Origin of the sequence: Pseudomonas sp. N-137 (assembly GCF_034555295.1) — a bacterium.
GTDB classification, from domain to species: Bacteria; Pseudomonadota; Gammaproteobacteria; order Pseudomonadales; family Pseudomonadaceae; genus Aquipseudomonas; species Aquipseudomonas rhizophila.
In genome coordinates, this window is sequence record NZ_JAXUDQ010000030.1 from 256,122 (window position 1) to 271,063 (window position 14,942).

The window sequence follows — 14,942 nt, forward strand, 5'->3', positions numbered from 1 at the left end:
CAGAAGCCCTAGTGAGTCGGCCCGAGAAAGGCCAGCCAGCGGCGTTCGGCGAGGCGGAAAAGGCCCACCAGTGCAAAGGTCACGGTCAGGTAGATCAACGCGGCGATACCGAACGACTGGAAGGTCAGGAAGGTGGCCGAGTTGGCGTCCCGGGCGACTTTGAGCACGTCTGGAACGGTAGCGGTGAACGCCACGGTCGTCGAGTGCAACATCAGGATGACTTCGTTGCTGTAGTACGGCAGCGAACGTCGCAACGCCGACGGCATGATCACGTACGCGTACAGCTTCCAGCCCGTCAAGCCATAAGCCTTGGCCGCTTCGACTTCGCCATGGTTCATGCTGCGAATCGCCCCGGCGAAGATTTCCGTGGTGTAGGCGCAGGTGTTCAGGGCGAAGGCCAGGATCGTGCAGTTCATCGCATCGCGAAAGAAGCTGTCGAGCAGGGGCTGGGCGCGCACGGCTTCGAGGCTGTAGATGCCGGTGTAGCAGATCAATAGCTGTATGTAGAGCGGCGTGCCGCGGAACAGGTACGTGTAGAACTGCACTGGCCAGCGTACGTAGACTTTGGGGGAGACCCGGGCGATGGACAGCGGGATCGAGATCACGAAGCCGATCAGCAGCGAGGCGCTGAGCAGCCACATCGTCATGGCCAGGCCAGTGATGTGATTGCCGTCGCTGTAGAGGAACGGTCGCCAGTATTCCTGAAGAAGTTCGATCATCGCACCGCCTCCCGTGCACCGGCGGCGTAACGGCGTTCAAGCCAGCGCAGCACGACATTGGACGCGCTGGTGATCAGCAGATAGATCAGCGCCGCGAGCACGAGGAAGTAAAACAGTTGGTAGGTGCTTTTGCCGGCATCCTGGGCTGCCTTGACCAAATCGGCCAGGCCGATGATCGACACCAGCGCGGTGGCCTTGAGCATCACCATCCAGTTATTGCCGATGCCCGGCAGGGCAAAGCGCATCATTTGCGGAAACACCACGAACCGGAAACGCTGGCCACGCTTGAGGCCATACGCCGTGGCGGCTTCGACCTGACCCCGGGGCACCGCGAGAATCGCCCCGCGAAAGGTCTCGGTGAAGTACGCGCCATAAATGAAGCCCAGGGTGATGACCCCGGCGCCGAATGGGTTGATCTCGATGTATTCCCATTCCATGAAGTCGGTAAAAGAGGTCAGCCAGGTTTGCAGGCTGTAGAAGATCAGCAGCATCAGCACCAGGTCCGGCACGCCGCGAATCAGCGTGGTGTAGAGCTGGGCCGGGATACGCAGCAGTTTGACGCTGGACAGCTTGGCGCTGGCCCCCAGCAGGCCGAGCAAAACGCTCAGTAACAAAGACAGGACCGCCAGCTTGATGGTCATCCAGGTGCCCTGCATCAGCAGCGGGCCGAAGCCCTGCAGGCTGAAGGCGCTGAGCCCCAGATTTTGTAGGAGTTGTTCGAACATGGAAGAGGCCTTTGGCAGAAAAAAAGCGCCCATCCGAGGCCGGATGGGCGCTGCGCATTATTTGCCGCTGTACAGATTCAGATCGCCAAAGTGTTTCTTCTGGATCTCGGCGTACTTGCCGTCTTCGTGTAACGCTTTGATACCTTTATCCAAAAGAGCCTTCAGCTCTTTGTTACCTTTCTTGATACCGATGGCGGTCTTGGAAGGCAGCAGTTCGCTGTCCACGGGTTTGCTGACTTCATAGTCACCACCTTTTGGCGATTTCAAGAAGCCCAGTTCGGCCTGCAGCATGTCCTGGATCGACGCATCGAGGCGGCCGGAGGTCAGGTCGGCATAAACCTGGTCCTGGTTCTGGTAGGCCTGGGTCTTGACCCCAGCCTTGTCCAGTACGGTTTTGGCATAGGTTTCCTGGATGGTGCCTTGCTCGTAACCGACGGTCTTGCCTTTGAGGGACGCGACATCTTCGCTCAGGCCGGAACCCTTCTTGAACACATACGAGGTCGGGCCGGAGAACAGCTCGTTGGAGAAGTCGATGACTTTTTCCCGGGCCGGGGTCACGGTCATGGACGAGATCACGCCGTCGAACTTATTGGCCTTCAGGCCAGGGATCATGCCGTCGAAATCGCTTTCGACCCAGCGGCACTTGACCTTCAATTCTTCGCAGATTGCATTGCCCAGGTCGATATCGAAACCTACCAGGCTACCGTCGGCGGCCTTGGATTCAAACGGGGCATAGGACGGGTCGACACCAAAACGCAGTTCCTTGTATTCCTTGGCCGTGGCGACGCCGGCGGCCATGCACAACGCCAGTGCAGAAAGGGTCAGCAGTGCTTTTTTCATTATTCAATCCCTAAAACCAATATGAGCGCTTGTGGCGCGTAAGTATTGTTACCGGTGAAGGCGAGAACGGTATGACGGCATAAAGGTAGCAATTTCCGAACCAGAGTGCCGAACAAGCGTTTTAAAAACTTTGGCGGCAGCCAGCGGGACGTGATGGTGCGCGGGGATGAGCAGGCATTAAAAGATGCACCAGGATGGCGCGGACGCTGCTGTTTTTTCACGCCTCGGTATCAGGTCTCAATACCGGACCGCTGTGCGAGGGGGTGTTGCTAAGCGCTCGGCCAAGGGATTGCCCGGTCATTTCGACATATCGGTAGGTGAACATCGACACCAGGACTACCGATCCCGTTACCAGCAAAGCGATGAGGTTGTTGAGCAGTACATTACCGAGGTCCAGGTAGCGAGTCCCGTCGATCACCGGTGCAATGTCAACGCCAACGATTTTCTTCGCCACCATGAATGCCGACACTACGCAAAACAGAACGGCCGCGTGGGTCAGGTAGATGGAATAAGACAACTTGCCGAGAAAACCGAAGCCACGGCCCGCCAACAGCCGCGACACGGCGCCACGATCAAAGGCGAATATCACAACGATGACAGCGAACAACGGACTGGCCCACAACTGCTTGCCTGCAAAATCGTTGATCACGAAAATCAGCGCCACTGTCACAGCCGCCACTTCAAGCGTGCTCAATAACCAGGTCTGGGCCCGGCTGGGCTGAGGGAGCCTCAGGTACACGGCGTAAGCCAGACAGCCAGTGAAAAAGTAAGCGAGGCCGCGCAGCGACTCGATGGTGAAGAAGGTATTACCGGCATACATCAGCGCCAAGGCCAGGAGCATCACCGTCGCCCATATCCATGTCCTGATGCCGAAAGCGATACACACGATCAGGGCGAAGATCATGTAGGTGTAATACTCGATACTGATGCTCCAGGACGGATAGTTGAATGACAGTGGGTTAGTCAAATGCGTCCAGGATTGCAACAGCAGTGCATTCGGCAGGATTTCAGAAGGGGCGAACTTTCCTGAGAATGGCGCATTGTTGAAGTCCATGCCTTTTTGCGCAGCCCAATATCGACCGCACTCTAACAGTATAAAGACGCCCAACATAAAGAGGTGCAAGGGAAGCAAGCGGAAGGTTCGTGAAATGAAGAACTTTCTAAAGTTAAATTTTACCGAGCTGCCATAGGCGTGCGTCAATACAAAGCCACTCAATACAAAAAAGAAAGATACAAATACTTCAGCGTGACGGAATAACAACCATTCGGTGAAACTACCGCTGACGCGCAAGTGATAGAGCATTACTGAAATGGCCATCAATCCCCTGAAACTGTCCAGTGAATGAAACCGCTGCTCTGCGCGCATGTCAGGCTCCCTTGCTTGTACGATTGGCACGTCTTGGGTTTCACTCCGGTCGCCACGTCATTGGGGCAGCACCCTGGGAGGGCGGCTGCCCACTCCCTGAATGAGGGTATCCCCGTCACTGTTGCATGAAGGGCCTGGCGCAGGATCTGGACGGTTTAAGACACTTAAATAAATAGTGGGCTCTGATGTCACGTTAGCATTGCTCTTTAAAAGAGCAAGTCGGTTTTTTATTGTCGTGATAGATACCCTGATGACGCAATTACGGCGTCAGAAAAACTGCTAGTGGGCGGGACATCAATAGTTTTTTTAGAAGCGCATAAAACGCCATCTGAATACATATCTTCAAATGCCGTTCATCGACGATTCACACTATTTTTCTCACGCCTGTTACACAGCGACTACTGTATAGAGCGATGATGGCAGAGCGCCAACGCGCCTCAGTTAGATGGTGAAAAGGACATTATGAAACGCATCGCCGTGATATTAACGCTGGCGTTCAGCAGCCTGGCCCAGGCCGCGCCAATGCGCTGGGGCGATGTGCGTGACGGCAGCCTCTATTTGCAGGCAGGGCGCGATGACACCTTGCGCGTCAGTTGGGTGCCGGCCTGGCAAACCGACGCTAATGAAGAACGCATCTACTTGCTCGACGGCCAGGGGCAACTGCGCGACGAGCGTTTTATTCCCGCCAGCGAAGGGAGCGGCAAACAAGACTGGGCATTGCCCGCCAGCGCCGCCAGTTACCGTGTCGAAGTCCCCGGCTATAGCTTCAGGCGCTATCGCTTCGAGCACGACGACAAGACCGTCGCCCTGTTCGCGCCGACGAAAGTGCACTTCAGCGTCGAGACCGCCGCCAACGTCGAGTTGTATTTCAAGGTCCGCGGTGGCGAGCAGGCGATCTTGGCAGGCAAGTATTTCGGCGGCGTCAGAGCTCTGAATGCCGAGCGCCTGGGCGATGGCAAAACAGTCGAACTGAGGCTCAAGCCCTACCAGGAGTACCCGAAGTTCGACCAGGTTGCCTTACCCGTCAGCGATAGGGATCAAGACTGGCGCCTGCGCCTGCAAGGTAGAGGCAAAGCGGCCTTCTGGCTGGACGGCACCGCCAACCTGTTCGCCCAGCGCCCGCAGCACCTGCAGCCGCTGCGGCAGGACAGCGGCCGCACCGAACTGGCCCTGCACCCCGACATGCTGGGCCCCACGCCGCGCCTGGGCTTGGCCTTGCCCTACCTGCTTCCACCGCCGGCAAGCTACAGCGCGCTCGACGCGCTCAAGCCCCGTGCGGGCAGCTTTTACAGCGCCGTCGACATCATGGCCGCTGACCCCCATTACGAAGATGCCTTCAGACGTTTTTATCTGGAACGCGGTGGCATCGATACGAACATCACCTTGCTGGCCGCCACTGGGCGTAAGGCCGACCTGAAGGCCAACAGCCAGAGCAACGCCGGCCTGAACGCCTGGCTGGCGGCCACCGTAGCCCTGGGTAGCGGCACGCACTACCTCTCGTTTGCCGACGAACCCAACTACAACTATCCCGACTATGCGACGTACAAGCACTTCTTCGACGCCATGTATCGTCAGGTGCTCGACTACCCGGGGGCGCGGGAGGCCGGTGTGCGCATCGCCATGCCCGCCAGCTCGCGTTTCGTCAACGGACCGTTTACGCGACGAGGCGCCCAGCACCGTGGCATCGACTGGGCTCGGCGGATGCTCGACGAATCGGCGGCACAGATCGATGCCTTGGCCTGGCACGAGTGGATGATTCGCGACCTGCTGGCCACACGGGTCTACCGCGACTCCGTGCGCCGGGCTGCCGAAGTCGTCGGCCTGCAAGCCAATGGCCGGCCACGCAAGGCGCTGTTGCTGGACCAGACCAATATCTCCAGTGGCTCAAGCGTGAGCCCCTACGAACAGGAGACGCACTTCGCATCGCTCTGGTGGGCCTCGGTTGCGATCAACTCAGCCCAGGATGGTTTGCTCGACGTGCTCAACTGGTTTCAGGCCGCTGACGATCCGCACCACCTCAAAGGCATGATCCGCCTGCCAGGACCCGATCGCTTCGAGCTCAAACCGGTAGGCTTGGCGCAGCAATTCATCCAGTCGCACTGGCTCGATCAGGTTCTGCGTATGGACAACAGCGCGTTCGAGGTCGATGCCCTGGCGATGGCCCGTGGCAACGAACGCAGCGTGCTGGGGGTGAACAAGGGCGACCGTCTGCAACGGGTCAGCCTGCAGGGCGCAGGCACTGCCTGCCCATCCCTCGCCCTTTTCGGTCCTGATAGCCGCCAGCGCGATGCCCCTGTCCAGTGCCGGGATGGACGCATACGTTTTGAAGTACCGGGTGAAAGTATTTTCGCCTTGATGTGGAGGGCGTCATGACACGGGCCGACGCTGGCCCTGTTCGGAGGAGAACGGTCAACCTTTCAACAGATCCTGAAGCGTCGCCAGCGTGTCAGCCTCCTCGACGCTTTTGTCCTGGCGCCAGCGCAGCATCCGCGGGAAGCGCACGGCGATCCCGCTCTTGTGGCGTTTGGACAAGGCTATACCTTCGAAGCCCAGCTCAAAAACCAGGGTCGGCGTGACGCTGCTCACCGGGCCGAACTTTTCCACGGTGGTCTTGCGCACGATGCTGTCGACCTGACGCATTTGTTCATCGGTCAGCCCCGAATACGCCTTGGCGAACGGCACCAGTGTGCGTTCGCGGCTGCCCGGCGGGTTGTCCCAGACGGCGAAGGTGTAGTCGCTGTACAAGCTGGCGCGGCGGCCATGCCCGCGTTGCGCATAGATCAGTACCGCGTCGACACTGAACGGGTCGATCTTCCACTTCCACCACACGCCCATGTCCTTGGTCCGGCCAACGCCGTACAGCGCGTCGCGGGCCTTGAGCATCATGCCTTCGACGCCGAGGCTGCGGGACGCTTCGCGCTGCCGGGCGAGGTCGAACCAATCCTTGCCGGTGATGATCGGGGAGGGCAGCAGCACCGCGCTGCGGCAGTGGGCAATCAGGGTCTGCAGTTGTTCGCGGCGCTCGGTCTGCACACGACTGCGCCAGTCCTCGCCTTGCCATTCCAGCAGGTCGTAGGCCATCACCACCACGGGGGCGTCTTCGAGGACTTTCTTGCCCAGGGTTTTGCGGCCGATGCGTTGTTGCAGCAGGGCAAAGGGCTGCACCCTCGGTTCCAGCGGCGTATCCGGATCGAAGGCATCCGCAGTGGATGGCGGCGCGGCTTTCCATACCACGATTTCGCCGTCGATCACCGTGCCGTCGGGCAACGCCTGCGCCAGGCTGTGCAATTCGGGAAAGCGCTCGGTGACCAACTCTTCGCCCCGGGACCAGACCCACAAATGGCCATCGCGCTTGACCACCTGGGCGCGGATTCCGTCCCACTTCCATTCCACCTGCCAGTCACTGGCCGGTCCCAGCGTCGTGTCGAATTGCTCCACCGCTTGCGATAACGCATGAGCCAGGAAGAACGGATAAGGCTGGCCGCCGCGCTGGGCGTGCTCATCAGCGGATTCGGCAGCGATGAGCTTGAGGTAGCCTGCAGCGGTCGGACGATGGGACAGGTCGGTATACCCCACCAGCCGCTGGGCGACCCGTTTGCTGTCCAGCCCGGCCATGGCCGCCAGCGCGCGCGTGACCAGCAACTTGGACACGCCCACGCGGAAACTGCCGGTGATGAGTTTGATGCACAGCATCAGGCTGGCTCGGTCGAGTTGCGCCCACAACGCCGGCAACCGCACCGCCAGCACCTCGGGCGATTCACCGCGCAGCGGCAGGAGTTTCTCTTCGATCCACAGCGCCAGGCCTTCGTCGGAACGTTGAGGTGATTCTGGCAGGACCAGTGAGATGGTTTCAGCCAGATCACCCACGGCTTGATAGCTTTCTTCGAACAGCCACAGCGACAACCCGGATATCTGCACCGCCAGTTCCCTCAAGGTCTTGACCGGTACCAGTTGTCGCGGGCGCCCTCCAGACAGGAAATACACGGCCCACGCTGCGTCCTGGGGCGGGGCCTTGGTGAAGTAATCCTGCATGGCGGCGAGCTTGGCATTGCTGGAGGTGGTGGCGTCCAGTTCGGCATACAACTGGGCGAAGGCTTTCATGACGCGTCCTCGTCGGTGGCGCTGCCTGAGTCTTCTTCATCGTCACCGTATTCGGTGCTGAAGCCTTGGGCATCCAGGCCTTGCTCGCACAAATGGCGCACCAGTACGCCCACTGAACCGTGGGTGACCATCACCCGCTCGGCGCCGGTCTGTTCGATTGCCCAGAGCAAGCCGGGCCAATCGGCGTGGTCGGACAGCACAAAGCCGCGATCCACGCCGCGTCGCCGACGGGTGCCCCGCAGGCGCATCCAGCCGCTGGCGAAGGCGTCGCTGTAGTCACCGAAACGGCGCATCCAGGTGCTCCCACCGGCAGAGGGGGGAGCGATGATCAGCGCCTGGTTCATGATTGGGTCGTTCTTTTTGATGTCGCCGGCATAGATCGTCGCTGGCAAACGGATCCCGGCCTCGCGGTAGACCCGGTTCAGGGGTTCTACCGCACCGTGGGCCAGGATCGGACCCAGGCTCGCGTCGATTCCGTGGAGGATCCGCTGGGCTTTGCCAAAGGAATAGCAGAACAGCACGCTGGCCCGGCCGACGGCAATGTTGCCGCGCCACCACTGATTGATTTCGTCGAAGACCTGCGCTTGAGGCTGCCAGCGATAGATCGGCAGGCCGAAGGTGGATTCGGTGATGAACGTATGACACTTCACCGGTTCGAACGGCGCGCAGGTGCCGTCGGGTTCGACCTTGTAGTCCCCGGACGCCACCCAGACCTCGCCTTTATATTCCAGGCGCACCTGGGCCGAACCCAGCACGTGGCCGGCAGGATGAAAACTCAAGCTCACGCCGTGGTGCAGCAACCGCTCGCCGTAGGCCAGGGTTTGCAGGTTGATGTCCTGGCCCAATCGCGAACGCAAAATGCCTTCGCCGGGGGCCGCTGCCAAGTAGTGTTGGTTGCCACCACGGGCGTGATCGCCGTGGGCGTGGGTGATGACCGAATGTTCCACCGGACGCCAGGGGTCGATGTAGAAATCTCCGGGCGGGCAGTACAGGCCTTCGGGGCGGGCAATGACAAGATCCATGCATTCACCGGGAAGATGGGCTTGTCTGGTAGAGGCGGGGGCGGGAGGAGAAGTTCTATCGGGTTTGGTGCGGCAGGATCAGGTGGCAGGGCGGACAAATGTGGCGAGGGGGTTTAGCCCAGCGGGGATAAATTCCCTCGCCACACCGGACAGCTTATTTACCGGGGACCAGGGTCAAGCGCGCCTTGCCGTACGCCCGCTCAAAGTTCTGCGGCTGCAATGGCAGATTCTGATAGTTCCCCTTGATCCACGGATCAATGCCATTGACGTAGTTCGGGCTGGCGGGGTTGCCAGACTGGCCGGTGCCGCCCTGGATCATCAACGGCTCGGGCTGGCCGAAGTCGACGATGAATCGCATGGCCGGTGCCTGGGTGGTGTTGAAATTCTCGCCCCAGGCGAATGCCGAGCTGTTGAGCGTGGAGGCATCGCCGCCGGCGGGCAGGGGGCCGCGCACGATTTGGCCGCTGCTGTTCTTCCATTCGTAGCGATGCAGCTTGCCCCACTGCCAAGCCTTGTGGTCACCGCCCAACTGGCTGTCGCCAGCAGTGATGGCCGCTGCCAGGCTGCGGGCCAGGATCACGGATTTGTCTTCCTTCTGCGGTGTGCGCACGTCGTCCCAGAACGGGCTGTCTTCGCGACCGAGCAAGTGATCGGCCTGGGCCGAGTAGGATAACTGACCGTTGGCGAGTAGCGCTTTCCACGCCGGGCTGCTGTCCGGGCCCAGTTCGTCGAGGAAGATCTGCTTCATGCTTTCCTGCAGAAACAGTTCATAAATCGCCGCGTCGGCGGAGCCTGGGCTGAGCCGGCCATCGAAAGCCATCAGCCGGGTATAGGCCTCGCGAGCCTTGGCCCGGTCCGCCACTGTTAGCGCATCGATCGCCTGCTTGAGCGGTTGGGCCATGCCCGGGGCTTCGAAGACTTTCTTGAGCTTGGCGGCAAAGGTCGTGGTCTGGTCATATTGCATGGCAGTCAGGCTGCGGCTGTCGTGCCTGCCGGCCCCGGCCAGCTCGGCTATACGCTCGCCGCGCTCCGGTGCGCCCCAGGAATTGGACAACTGCATGCCGTAGCCGTCGGGAATGACTCGCTGGTTGGCGGCGCCGAGCCAGCCCTGGGCCGGATCCTGATCGTAGGGGTGCAGCATCGGGTCGGCGTAGCCATCCCAATCGTAGCGACCTTCCCAACCGGGCGATGGCAACAGGCCTTCGCCTTCGCGGCGGTTCGGATAGCGCCCGGTAACTTGCCAACCAATGTGGCTGGCGTCGGCAAAGATCATGTTCACCGCGATGGCGCGGATTTCACGGCTGGCATCGGAAGCTTTCTCGACATTCTGCGCTCGGGACAAGTCGAAGAACGCGTCCAGGGTTTTGTCGTCGTTAAAGCTTGGCGTCTGCAAGGCCAGGCCAAGACCGTTGGCCATGGCCGAGCCCTGGACGCTGTTGAGCAGCGGGCCGTGGCGGGTTTCGTACACCGCTTCGCGAATCGGCCGCTGGCCTTTGATGAAGTAGGTTTCGTTGCGGACCATCACCGGCTGCCATTTGCCGTTGACCTCGTAGGACAGACCATTGCCCTGGCGTCGGATTTTTTCCAGGAACAGGTCCTGGTTGTCGCCCAACACGCTGCTCATGCTCCAGGCCACTTTGCCGTTGAACCCCGCCAGAATCATTGGGATGCCCGCCACGGAAACCCCGGCGGCCTGATACTTGGGCGCACGAATCTGCACGGGAACCCACAGTGACGGCACGCTCAATGGGCCATGGCTGTCGCTGGCCAGCAGACTCTTGCCGTTGCGGCTGCGCTGCGGGGCGATGGCCCAGTTGCTGGAGGAAGCAATATTCAGCAAATTCAGTTCGGACAACTGAGCGCTGGCCTTGCTGACTTCGTTGAGGCCCGGGACCTGACCGCTGAGCCGCAGGCCCTGGAGCTTATCGGCCTCGGCCATCGGCAGTTGTTCATCCGGGTACGAGGGGCTCAGCCAGGCCAGTTTGTCCTGGGTGACCGTCTGGGCCAGCACCAAGGCGGCGATTTCTTCCGGCAGGTTGGCCGATTGGCTGAAATTGAGCAGGCAAAACATCAGCGCCGAATCTTGCGGTTTCCAGTATTCGGGTTTGTAGCCGTTGGCGGCCAGGTCCGGCGGCAACTTGTCGCGATAGCGGAACAGGTACGCGTTGACGCCGCGGGCATAGACTTCGAAGAAGCGTTTGAGCCGCGGCGAGGAGGCTTTGTACAGCTCGTCGGCGCTTTTCTTCAGGTTGACCGCACGCATGTAGCGATCGACGTCCAGTCGTTCGGCGCCGGCCATTTCTGCCAGACGACCCTGAGCCAGCAGGCGCATGGTCACCATCTGGCTGATGCGGTCGCTGGCATGGACGTAGCCGAGGCTGAACAGGGCGTCATGGAAATTGTTGCTCTCGATCAGCGGCATACCCATGGCATTGCGTCGAACCGAGACGTTCTGCGCCAGCCCCTTGAGCGGTTGCACGCCGGACGTCGGAGGAACCGTGTCCTGGGCGTTCCAGGTCTGGCAACCGCTCAGACCGAGCACACTGGCCACTGCGGCGGCAACGCCGAGCCGGGGGAAGGGAAAAATAGAGGCTGGCGAGGCCATGGCAAAGCTCCTGCGGGAGGGGGGGACACCGATAAAGGCGCTACGTTAGTGAGCAGGAGGAGGGCGCGCAAGCGGGGGCAGGGGTTATTTGTTGATTTGGCGATGAAAGCCTGCTGTGAGGCTTACCCACAGCAGGGTTTTGGGTGTATCAGGAGGGCTCAGGGCTTGGGCGGGTTGACCTTGTCCACCAGGGCATAGGCCTTGGCAGTGGCCGGGCGCTCCTTGATGCGATTGAACCAGCGCTGCACGTTCGGGAAGTCTTCCAGCCGCTGGCTTTGCCATTGGTGTGAAACGGTCCAGGGATAAATCGCCATGTCGGCAATGCTGTACTCGTTGCCCGCTACAAATTCACGGTCCGCCAGGCGGCGATCCAGCACACCATACAGACGAGCGGTTTCGTCGACATAGCGTTTGATCGCGTAGGGGATTTTTTCCGGGGCGAACCGGCTGAAGTGATGATTCTGCCCGGCCATCGGCCCCAGGCCGCCCATCTGCCAGAACAGCCACTGCAACACTTCTTGCCGTCCGCGCAAATTCTCTGGAATGAACTGGCCGGTTTTTTCCGCCAGGTACAGCAGGATCGCGCCCGACTCGAACAGCGAAATCGGCTCGCCACCATCGGCGGGTTTGTGGTCGATGATCGCCGGAATGCGGTTGTTGGGGGCGATTTTCAGGAAATCGGGCTTGAACTGCTCTGCCTGGCCGATGTTGATCGGGTGCACCTTGTAGGGCATGCCGGCTTCTTCAAGGAACAACGAGATTTTATGGCCGTTGGGCGTGGTCCAGTAATACAGGTCGATCATGGAGGGCTCCAGATAAGACAGCGTGATGGATGGACAACACATGACGGCGGGAGGTCGTCCTGATTGCCGAAAGGCTTGCCTGTAGGAAGAGGTGATGCTCAAGTGTGGAAAATTCAATGACCGAACACGAGAAAACCGGCATGGAGTTACAGAAAAACGCAGCGTTGATTCTTATCGATCAACAAAAAGGCATCCTTCACCCCAGGCTAGGCCCTCGCAACAACCCCGATGCGGAGCTGCGCATGCTCCAGTTGCTCGATTTCTGGCGACAATCGGCACGGCCGGTGATTCATGTCCACCACCTGTCCCGCTCGCCGGACTCAGTGTTCTGGCCCGGGCAATCGGGCGTGGAGGTTCAGGAGCGGTTCGAGCCGTTAGCCGGGGAAAGGCTGGTTCAAAAGCAGGTGCCGGATGCGTTCTGCGGCACGCGCCTGGAGACAGACTTGCGGGAAGCGGGGATTGAGCAATTGGTGATCGTGGGCGTGGCGACGAACAACTCGGTGGAGTCCACGGCGCGTACGGCCGGCAATCTGGGATTCGACACCTGGGTGGCCGAGGACGCGTGTTTTACCTTCGACAAGGCTGACTATTTCGGCCATGCCCGTTCGGCTGGCGAGGTGCATGCCATGTCGCTGGGCAACTTGCATGGCGAGTATGCGACGGTGGTCAGCGTGAAGCAGATTCTTGCGGCGGGTTGAAACCGAGCCGGTATGGATTAGCCTCAAACGCCCCATCGCGAGCAGGCTCGCTCCCACAGGGTTCAGTGGTGAATCCGGATTTTGTGATCGCCGCAGGCCCCTGTGGGAGCGAGCCTGCTCGCGAGGACGATTCAACAGGCGAAGATAATCTTCGCCCGGATCATCAAGCGCCGTGGCACTTCTTGAATTTCTTGCCATTGCCGCATGGGCAAGGGTCGTTGCGGCCGACATCCTTCAGGGTGTTGCGCACCGGTTCCTGGTGGGCGTGGCCACAGTTGGGGCCATGGACATGTCCGTGATCATGATCGTGGTGATGGTCATGATCGTGGTTGCAGTCAGGGCCATGGACGTGGGGTTGCTGGGTCATCGGGGTTACTCCGCAATAAAATCGGCGGCGATTATCACGCCATTGCGCCTCAGGTGCACGTAGTGGGCGATGAATAAACCGGTTTCCAGCTCACCTTCCAGGCGATAGGGGATCTGCTGGCGGGGTTTTTCGAGCATTTTCACCAGCTTGCGTACCTGCGGCCACAGGTTGGTGCGGATCGGAACCCTGAAGTAGCGGCTATGCCCGGGACGCACCGTGAACCAGTGCTCGTGCTCTCCTTCGGTCAGCAACAGGTCGCCCAGATGAATGCGGTAGGTTATGCCGCGCACGGTCAAATCACTGTCGTCGGGGTTGTCCACACGAAAGTGCAGCATGAACTTCTGCTCCACCAGCCGCGCCCGTACCACCTCGACCTTGGTCAGATGCACCTGCGGTTCAGGGGCCTCATCACCTCGCCAGGACGCACAACTGCCGAGCCCGATGAACAGCAGCAGGCAGGTGATGCGCAGCAGATGTGATGAAAGGGTCATGTCCGTGCCTCTGGTTTATCCCAGTCTAGCCTGCTGGCGAGCGCAGCAGTGTCGGACGATTCCGATATCAGCGATTAAAGTAGCCTGCGCAGCACTTCTTGAATTTGTGCCCACTGCCGCACGGGCAGGTGTCGTTGCGTCCGGTCTTGACTGGCACTGTCGGGTCGATGAAGTACCAGCGTGCGCCGTTCTGTACGAAGGATGACTGTTCGCGGTGGCTATGTTCCCCCTGGCCGTCGTGCCAGCGCGCGGTGAAGGTGACAAAGGCGTGTTCGGGTTGGCCACCGAATACTTCGCTGCTTTCCACCTCCAGTCCGAGCCATGTGCTTTTGGCGCTCCACTCGCTGATGGATTGGCGATCCAGGCCGTCCTGCTGGGCGGGCAAGGTCGTGGCCACCAGATAGTCCACCAATCCCAGCACGTAGGCACTATAACGCGAACGCATCAAGGCTTCGGCGCAGGGCGCCGGGTGACCATCGTGGTAATGGCCGCAGCAGGCGTCCAATGGGTTGCCACTGCCGCACGGGCAAATGGTTGTGTGCATGCTTGTGTTCACGGCTACCACCAGTATTTTCCAAAGTTTTCCGGGTTGGCCCAAAAGCGTGAGTTGAGCCAGTCAGGGACTTGTTTGTATTCAAGCAGATCGTAGGTAAACAGGGTCAGCACCTGCTCCTCGCGCTGGAATCGCTCACTGGCCTGCAGGGCCAGGGAAAAGAAATCAGTTTCTTGCCAGCCGCAGGCATTGAGGTCCGCCAGCACGGCGATACGGCTGGCGTTGAGATTGCGGATGCCACCCAACAGGTTCAGACCGTCACGTTTGGGCAAATGCTCCAGGCAATCAAGCGCCAGGGCCAGGTCGAAACGCCGCGCCGCGACGTCCGCCGCTAGGGCGCCAGGGGCGGCGTGGACTACTTCAGTATCAGGATGCGCTTGCTGGAACGCCTCAAGGGCAGGGAAGCTGCTGGCCCCGATCAACAGCAGTTTTTTCGGGGCATAACGGTCCAGCACGGCAGCCAGGGCTTGCTGGGGCGTACGGGAAGAAATGGCAACGGTCATCGAAGTTCCTCTGTCAGAGCCGCCACGATAGCCTGCGCGGACCCCATGGCCTAGAGCGGTTTGTGCTTAAACGTATCGATCTACGGCAAATAGGGGGCAAAAACCGCGATAGCGTGATGCTGGCGCGGATGCGGAGTCGGGTCTTTACT

General features: G+C 60.2%; 14 protein-coding genes. 2 read left to right on the plus strand and 12 right to left on the minus strand.

Annotation, left to right across the window (positions count from 1 at the left end; all coding sequences use genetic code 11):
- Positions 1-8 precede the first annotated feature (8 nt).
- The 4 genes from T3A99_RS22240 to T3A99_RS22255 form a co-directional block, all read right to left on the minus strand.
- Positions 9-719 carry an ABC transporter permease gene (locus tag T3A99_RS22240; protein ID WP_047228422.1) on the minus strand — a complete coding sequence of 237 codons (711 nt, stop codon included), beginning with the start codon at positions 717-719 and terminating at the stop codon, positions 9-11.
- Positions 716-1,444, minus strand: a complete 729-nt coding sequence (locus T3A99_RS22245; RefSeq protein ID WP_047228421.1) for an ABC transporter permease — start codon at positions 1,442-1,444, stop codon at positions 716-718. Before T3A99_RS22245 ends, T3A99_RS22240 begins: the two co-directional genes overlap by 4 nt.
- Before the next feature lie 57 nt (positions 1,445-1,501).
- The gene (locus T3A99_RS22250) at positions 1,502-2,284 is read right to left on the minus strand and encodes a transporter substrate-binding domain-containing protein (protein ID WP_047228420.1); all 783 of its coding nucleotides are present in this window, start codon (positions 2,282-2,284) and stop codon (positions 1,502-1,504) included.
- 217 nt (positions 2,285-2,501) lie between these two features.
- Entirely contained in the window at positions 2,502-3,650 is a 1,149-nt protein-coding gene (locus tag T3A99_RS22255) for an acyltransferase family protein (RefSeq protein WP_107321602.1), read from the minus strand.
- A 462-nt stretch (positions 3,651-4,112) separates the two neighbouring features.
- Here T3A99_RS22255 and T3A99_RS22260 point away from each other — a divergent pair, with 462 nt between their 5' ends.
- Positions 4,113-6,023 carry a hypothetical protein gene (locus tag T3A99_RS22260; protein ID WP_160891697.1) on the plus strand — a complete coding sequence of 637 codons (1,911 nt, stop codon included), beginning with the start codon at positions 4,113-4,115 and terminating at the stop codon, positions 6,021-6,023.
- A 36-nt stretch (positions 6,024-6,059) separates the two neighbouring features.
- Here T3A99_RS22260 and T3A99_RS22265 read toward each other — a convergent pair whose 3' ends face one another.
- The 4 genes from T3A99_RS22265 to T3A99_RS22280 all read right to left on the minus strand — a co-directional run bounded on the left by T3A99_RS22265 (position 6,060) and on the right by T3A99_RS22280 (position 12,181).
- Positions 6,060-7,751, minus strand: a complete 1,692-nt coding sequence (locus tag T3A99_RS22265; protein ID WP_160891699.1) for an ATP-dependent DNA ligase — start codon at positions 7,749-7,751, stop codon at positions 6,060-6,062.
- The gene (locus tag T3A99_RS22270; RefSeq protein ID WP_139051007.1) at positions 7,748-8,773 is read right to left on the minus strand and encodes a ligase-associated DNA damage response exonuclease; all 1,026 of its coding nucleotides are present in this window, start codon (positions 8,771-8,773) and stop codon (positions 7,748-7,750) included. The genes T3A99_RS22265 and T3A99_RS22270 overlap by 4 nt, the downstream gene beginning before the upstream one ends.
- A 154-nt stretch (positions 8,774-8,927) precedes the next feature.
- Positions 8,928-11,378, minus strand: a complete 2,451-nt coding sequence (locus tag T3A99_RS22275; RefSeq protein ID WP_322834810.1) for a penicillin acylase family protein — start codon at positions 11,376-11,378, stop codon at positions 8,928-8,930.
- Between the two features lie 158 nt (positions 11,379-11,536).
- Positions 11,537-12,181: a glutathione binding-like protein gene (locus T3A99_RS22280; protein ID WP_047228414.1), complete on the minus strand. Its 645-nt coding sequence runs from the start codon at positions 12,179-12,181 to the stop codon at positions 11,537-11,539.
- 140 nt (positions 12,182-12,321) lie between these two features.
- Here T3A99_RS22280 and T3A99_RS22285 point away from each other — a divergent pair, with 140 nt between their 5' ends.
- Complete coding sequence (locus tag T3A99_RS22285; protein ID WP_076386731.1) at positions 12,322-12,879, plus strand: cysteine hydrolase family protein; 558 nt, start codon at positions 12,322-12,324, stop codon at positions 12,877-12,879.
- Between the two features lie 163 nt (positions 12,880-13,042).
- Here T3A99_RS22285 and T3A99_RS22290 read toward each other — a convergent pair whose 3' ends face one another.
- The 4 genes from T3A99_RS22290 to T3A99_RS22305 all read right to left on the minus strand — a co-directional run bounded on the left by T3A99_RS22290 (position 13,043) and on the right by T3A99_RS22305 (position 14,793).
- Positions 13,043-13,246 carry an SEC-C metal-binding domain-containing protein gene (locus T3A99_RS22290; RefSeq protein ID WP_047228413.1) on the minus strand — a complete coding sequence of 68 codons (204 nt, stop codon included), beginning with the start codon at positions 13,244-13,246 and terminating at the stop codon, positions 13,043-13,045.
- 5 nt (positions 13,247-13,251) lie between these two features.
- On the minus strand, positions 13,252-13,737 hold the full coding sequence (locus tag T3A99_RS22295; RefSeq protein WP_047228412.1) for an LEA type 2 family protein: 486 nt from the start codon (positions 13,735-13,737) through the stop codon (positions 13,252-13,254).
- Between the two features lie 67 nt (positions 13,738-13,804).
- Positions 13,805-14,281, minus strand: coding sequence for a YchJ family protein (locus T3A99_RS22300; RefSeq protein WP_047228411.1), 477 nt, complete (start codon positions 14,279-14,281; stop codon positions 13,805-13,807).
- A gap of 14 nt (positions 14,282-14,295) precedes the next feature.
- Complete coding sequence (locus T3A99_RS22305; protein WP_047228410.1) at positions 14,296-14,793, minus strand: DUF6231 family protein; 498 nt, start codon at positions 14,791-14,793, stop codon at positions 14,296-14,298.
- Positions 14,794-14,942 lie beyond the last annotated feature (149 nt).

Bases quoted from the DNA above. Each gene is read 5' to 3' on its own strand.
- T3A99_RS22265 (WP_160891699.1), bottom strand. From the start codon at position 7,751: ATGAAAGCCTTCGCCCAGTTGTATGCCGAACTGGACGCCACCACCTCC.
- T3A99_RS22280 (WP_047228414.1), bottom strand. From the start codon at position 12,181: ATGATCGACCTGTATTACTGGACCACGCCCAACGGCCATAAAATCTCG.
- T3A99_RS22245 (WP_047228421.1), bottom strand. From the start codon at position 1,444: ATGTTCGAACAACTCCTACAAAATCTGGGGCTCAGCGCCTTCAGCCTG.
- T3A99_RS22305 (WP_047228410.1), bottom strand. From the start codon at position 14,793: ATGACCGTTGCCATTTCTTCCCGTACGCCCCAGCAAGCCCTGGCTGCC.
- T3A99_RS22250 (WP_047228420.1), bottom strand. From the start codon at position 2,284: ATGAAAAAAGCACTGCTGACCCTTTCTGCACTGGCGTTGTGCATGGCC.
- T3A99_RS22260 (WP_160891697.1), top strand. From the start codon at position 4,113: ATGAAACGCATCGCCGTGATATTAACGCTGGCGTTCAGCAGCCTGGCC.
- T3A99_RS22290 (WP_047228413.1), bottom strand. From the start codon at position 13,246: ATGACCCAGCAACCCCACGTCCATGGCCCTGACTGCAACCACGATCAT.
- T3A99_RS22295 (WP_047228412.1), bottom strand. From the start codon at position 13,737: ATGACCCTTTCATCACATCTGCTGCGCATCACCTGCCTGCTGCTGTTC.
- T3A99_RS22300 (WP_047228411.1), bottom strand. From the start codon at position 14,281: ATGCACACAACCATTTGCCCGTGCGGCAGTGGCAACCCATTGGACGCC.
- T3A99_RS22285 (WP_076386731.1), top strand. From the start codon at position 12,322: ATGGAGTTACAGAAAAACGCAGCGTTGATTCTTATCGATCAACAAAAA.
- T3A99_RS22240 (WP_047228422.1), bottom strand. From the start codon at position 719: ATGATCGAACTTCTTCAGGAATACTGGCGACCGTTCCTCTACAGCGAC.
- T3A99_RS22275 (WP_322834810.1), bottom strand. From the start codon at position 11,378: ATGGCCTCGCCAGCCTCTATTTTTCCCTTCCCCCGGCTCGGCGTTGCC.
- T3A99_RS22270 (WP_139051007.1), bottom strand. From the start codon at position 8,773: ATGGATCTTGTCATTGCCCGCCCCGAAGGCCTGTACTGCCCGCCCGGA.
- T3A99_RS22255 (WP_107321602.1), bottom strand. From the start codon at position 3,650: ATGCGCGCAGAGCAGCGGTTTCATTCACTGGACAGTTTCAGGGGATTG.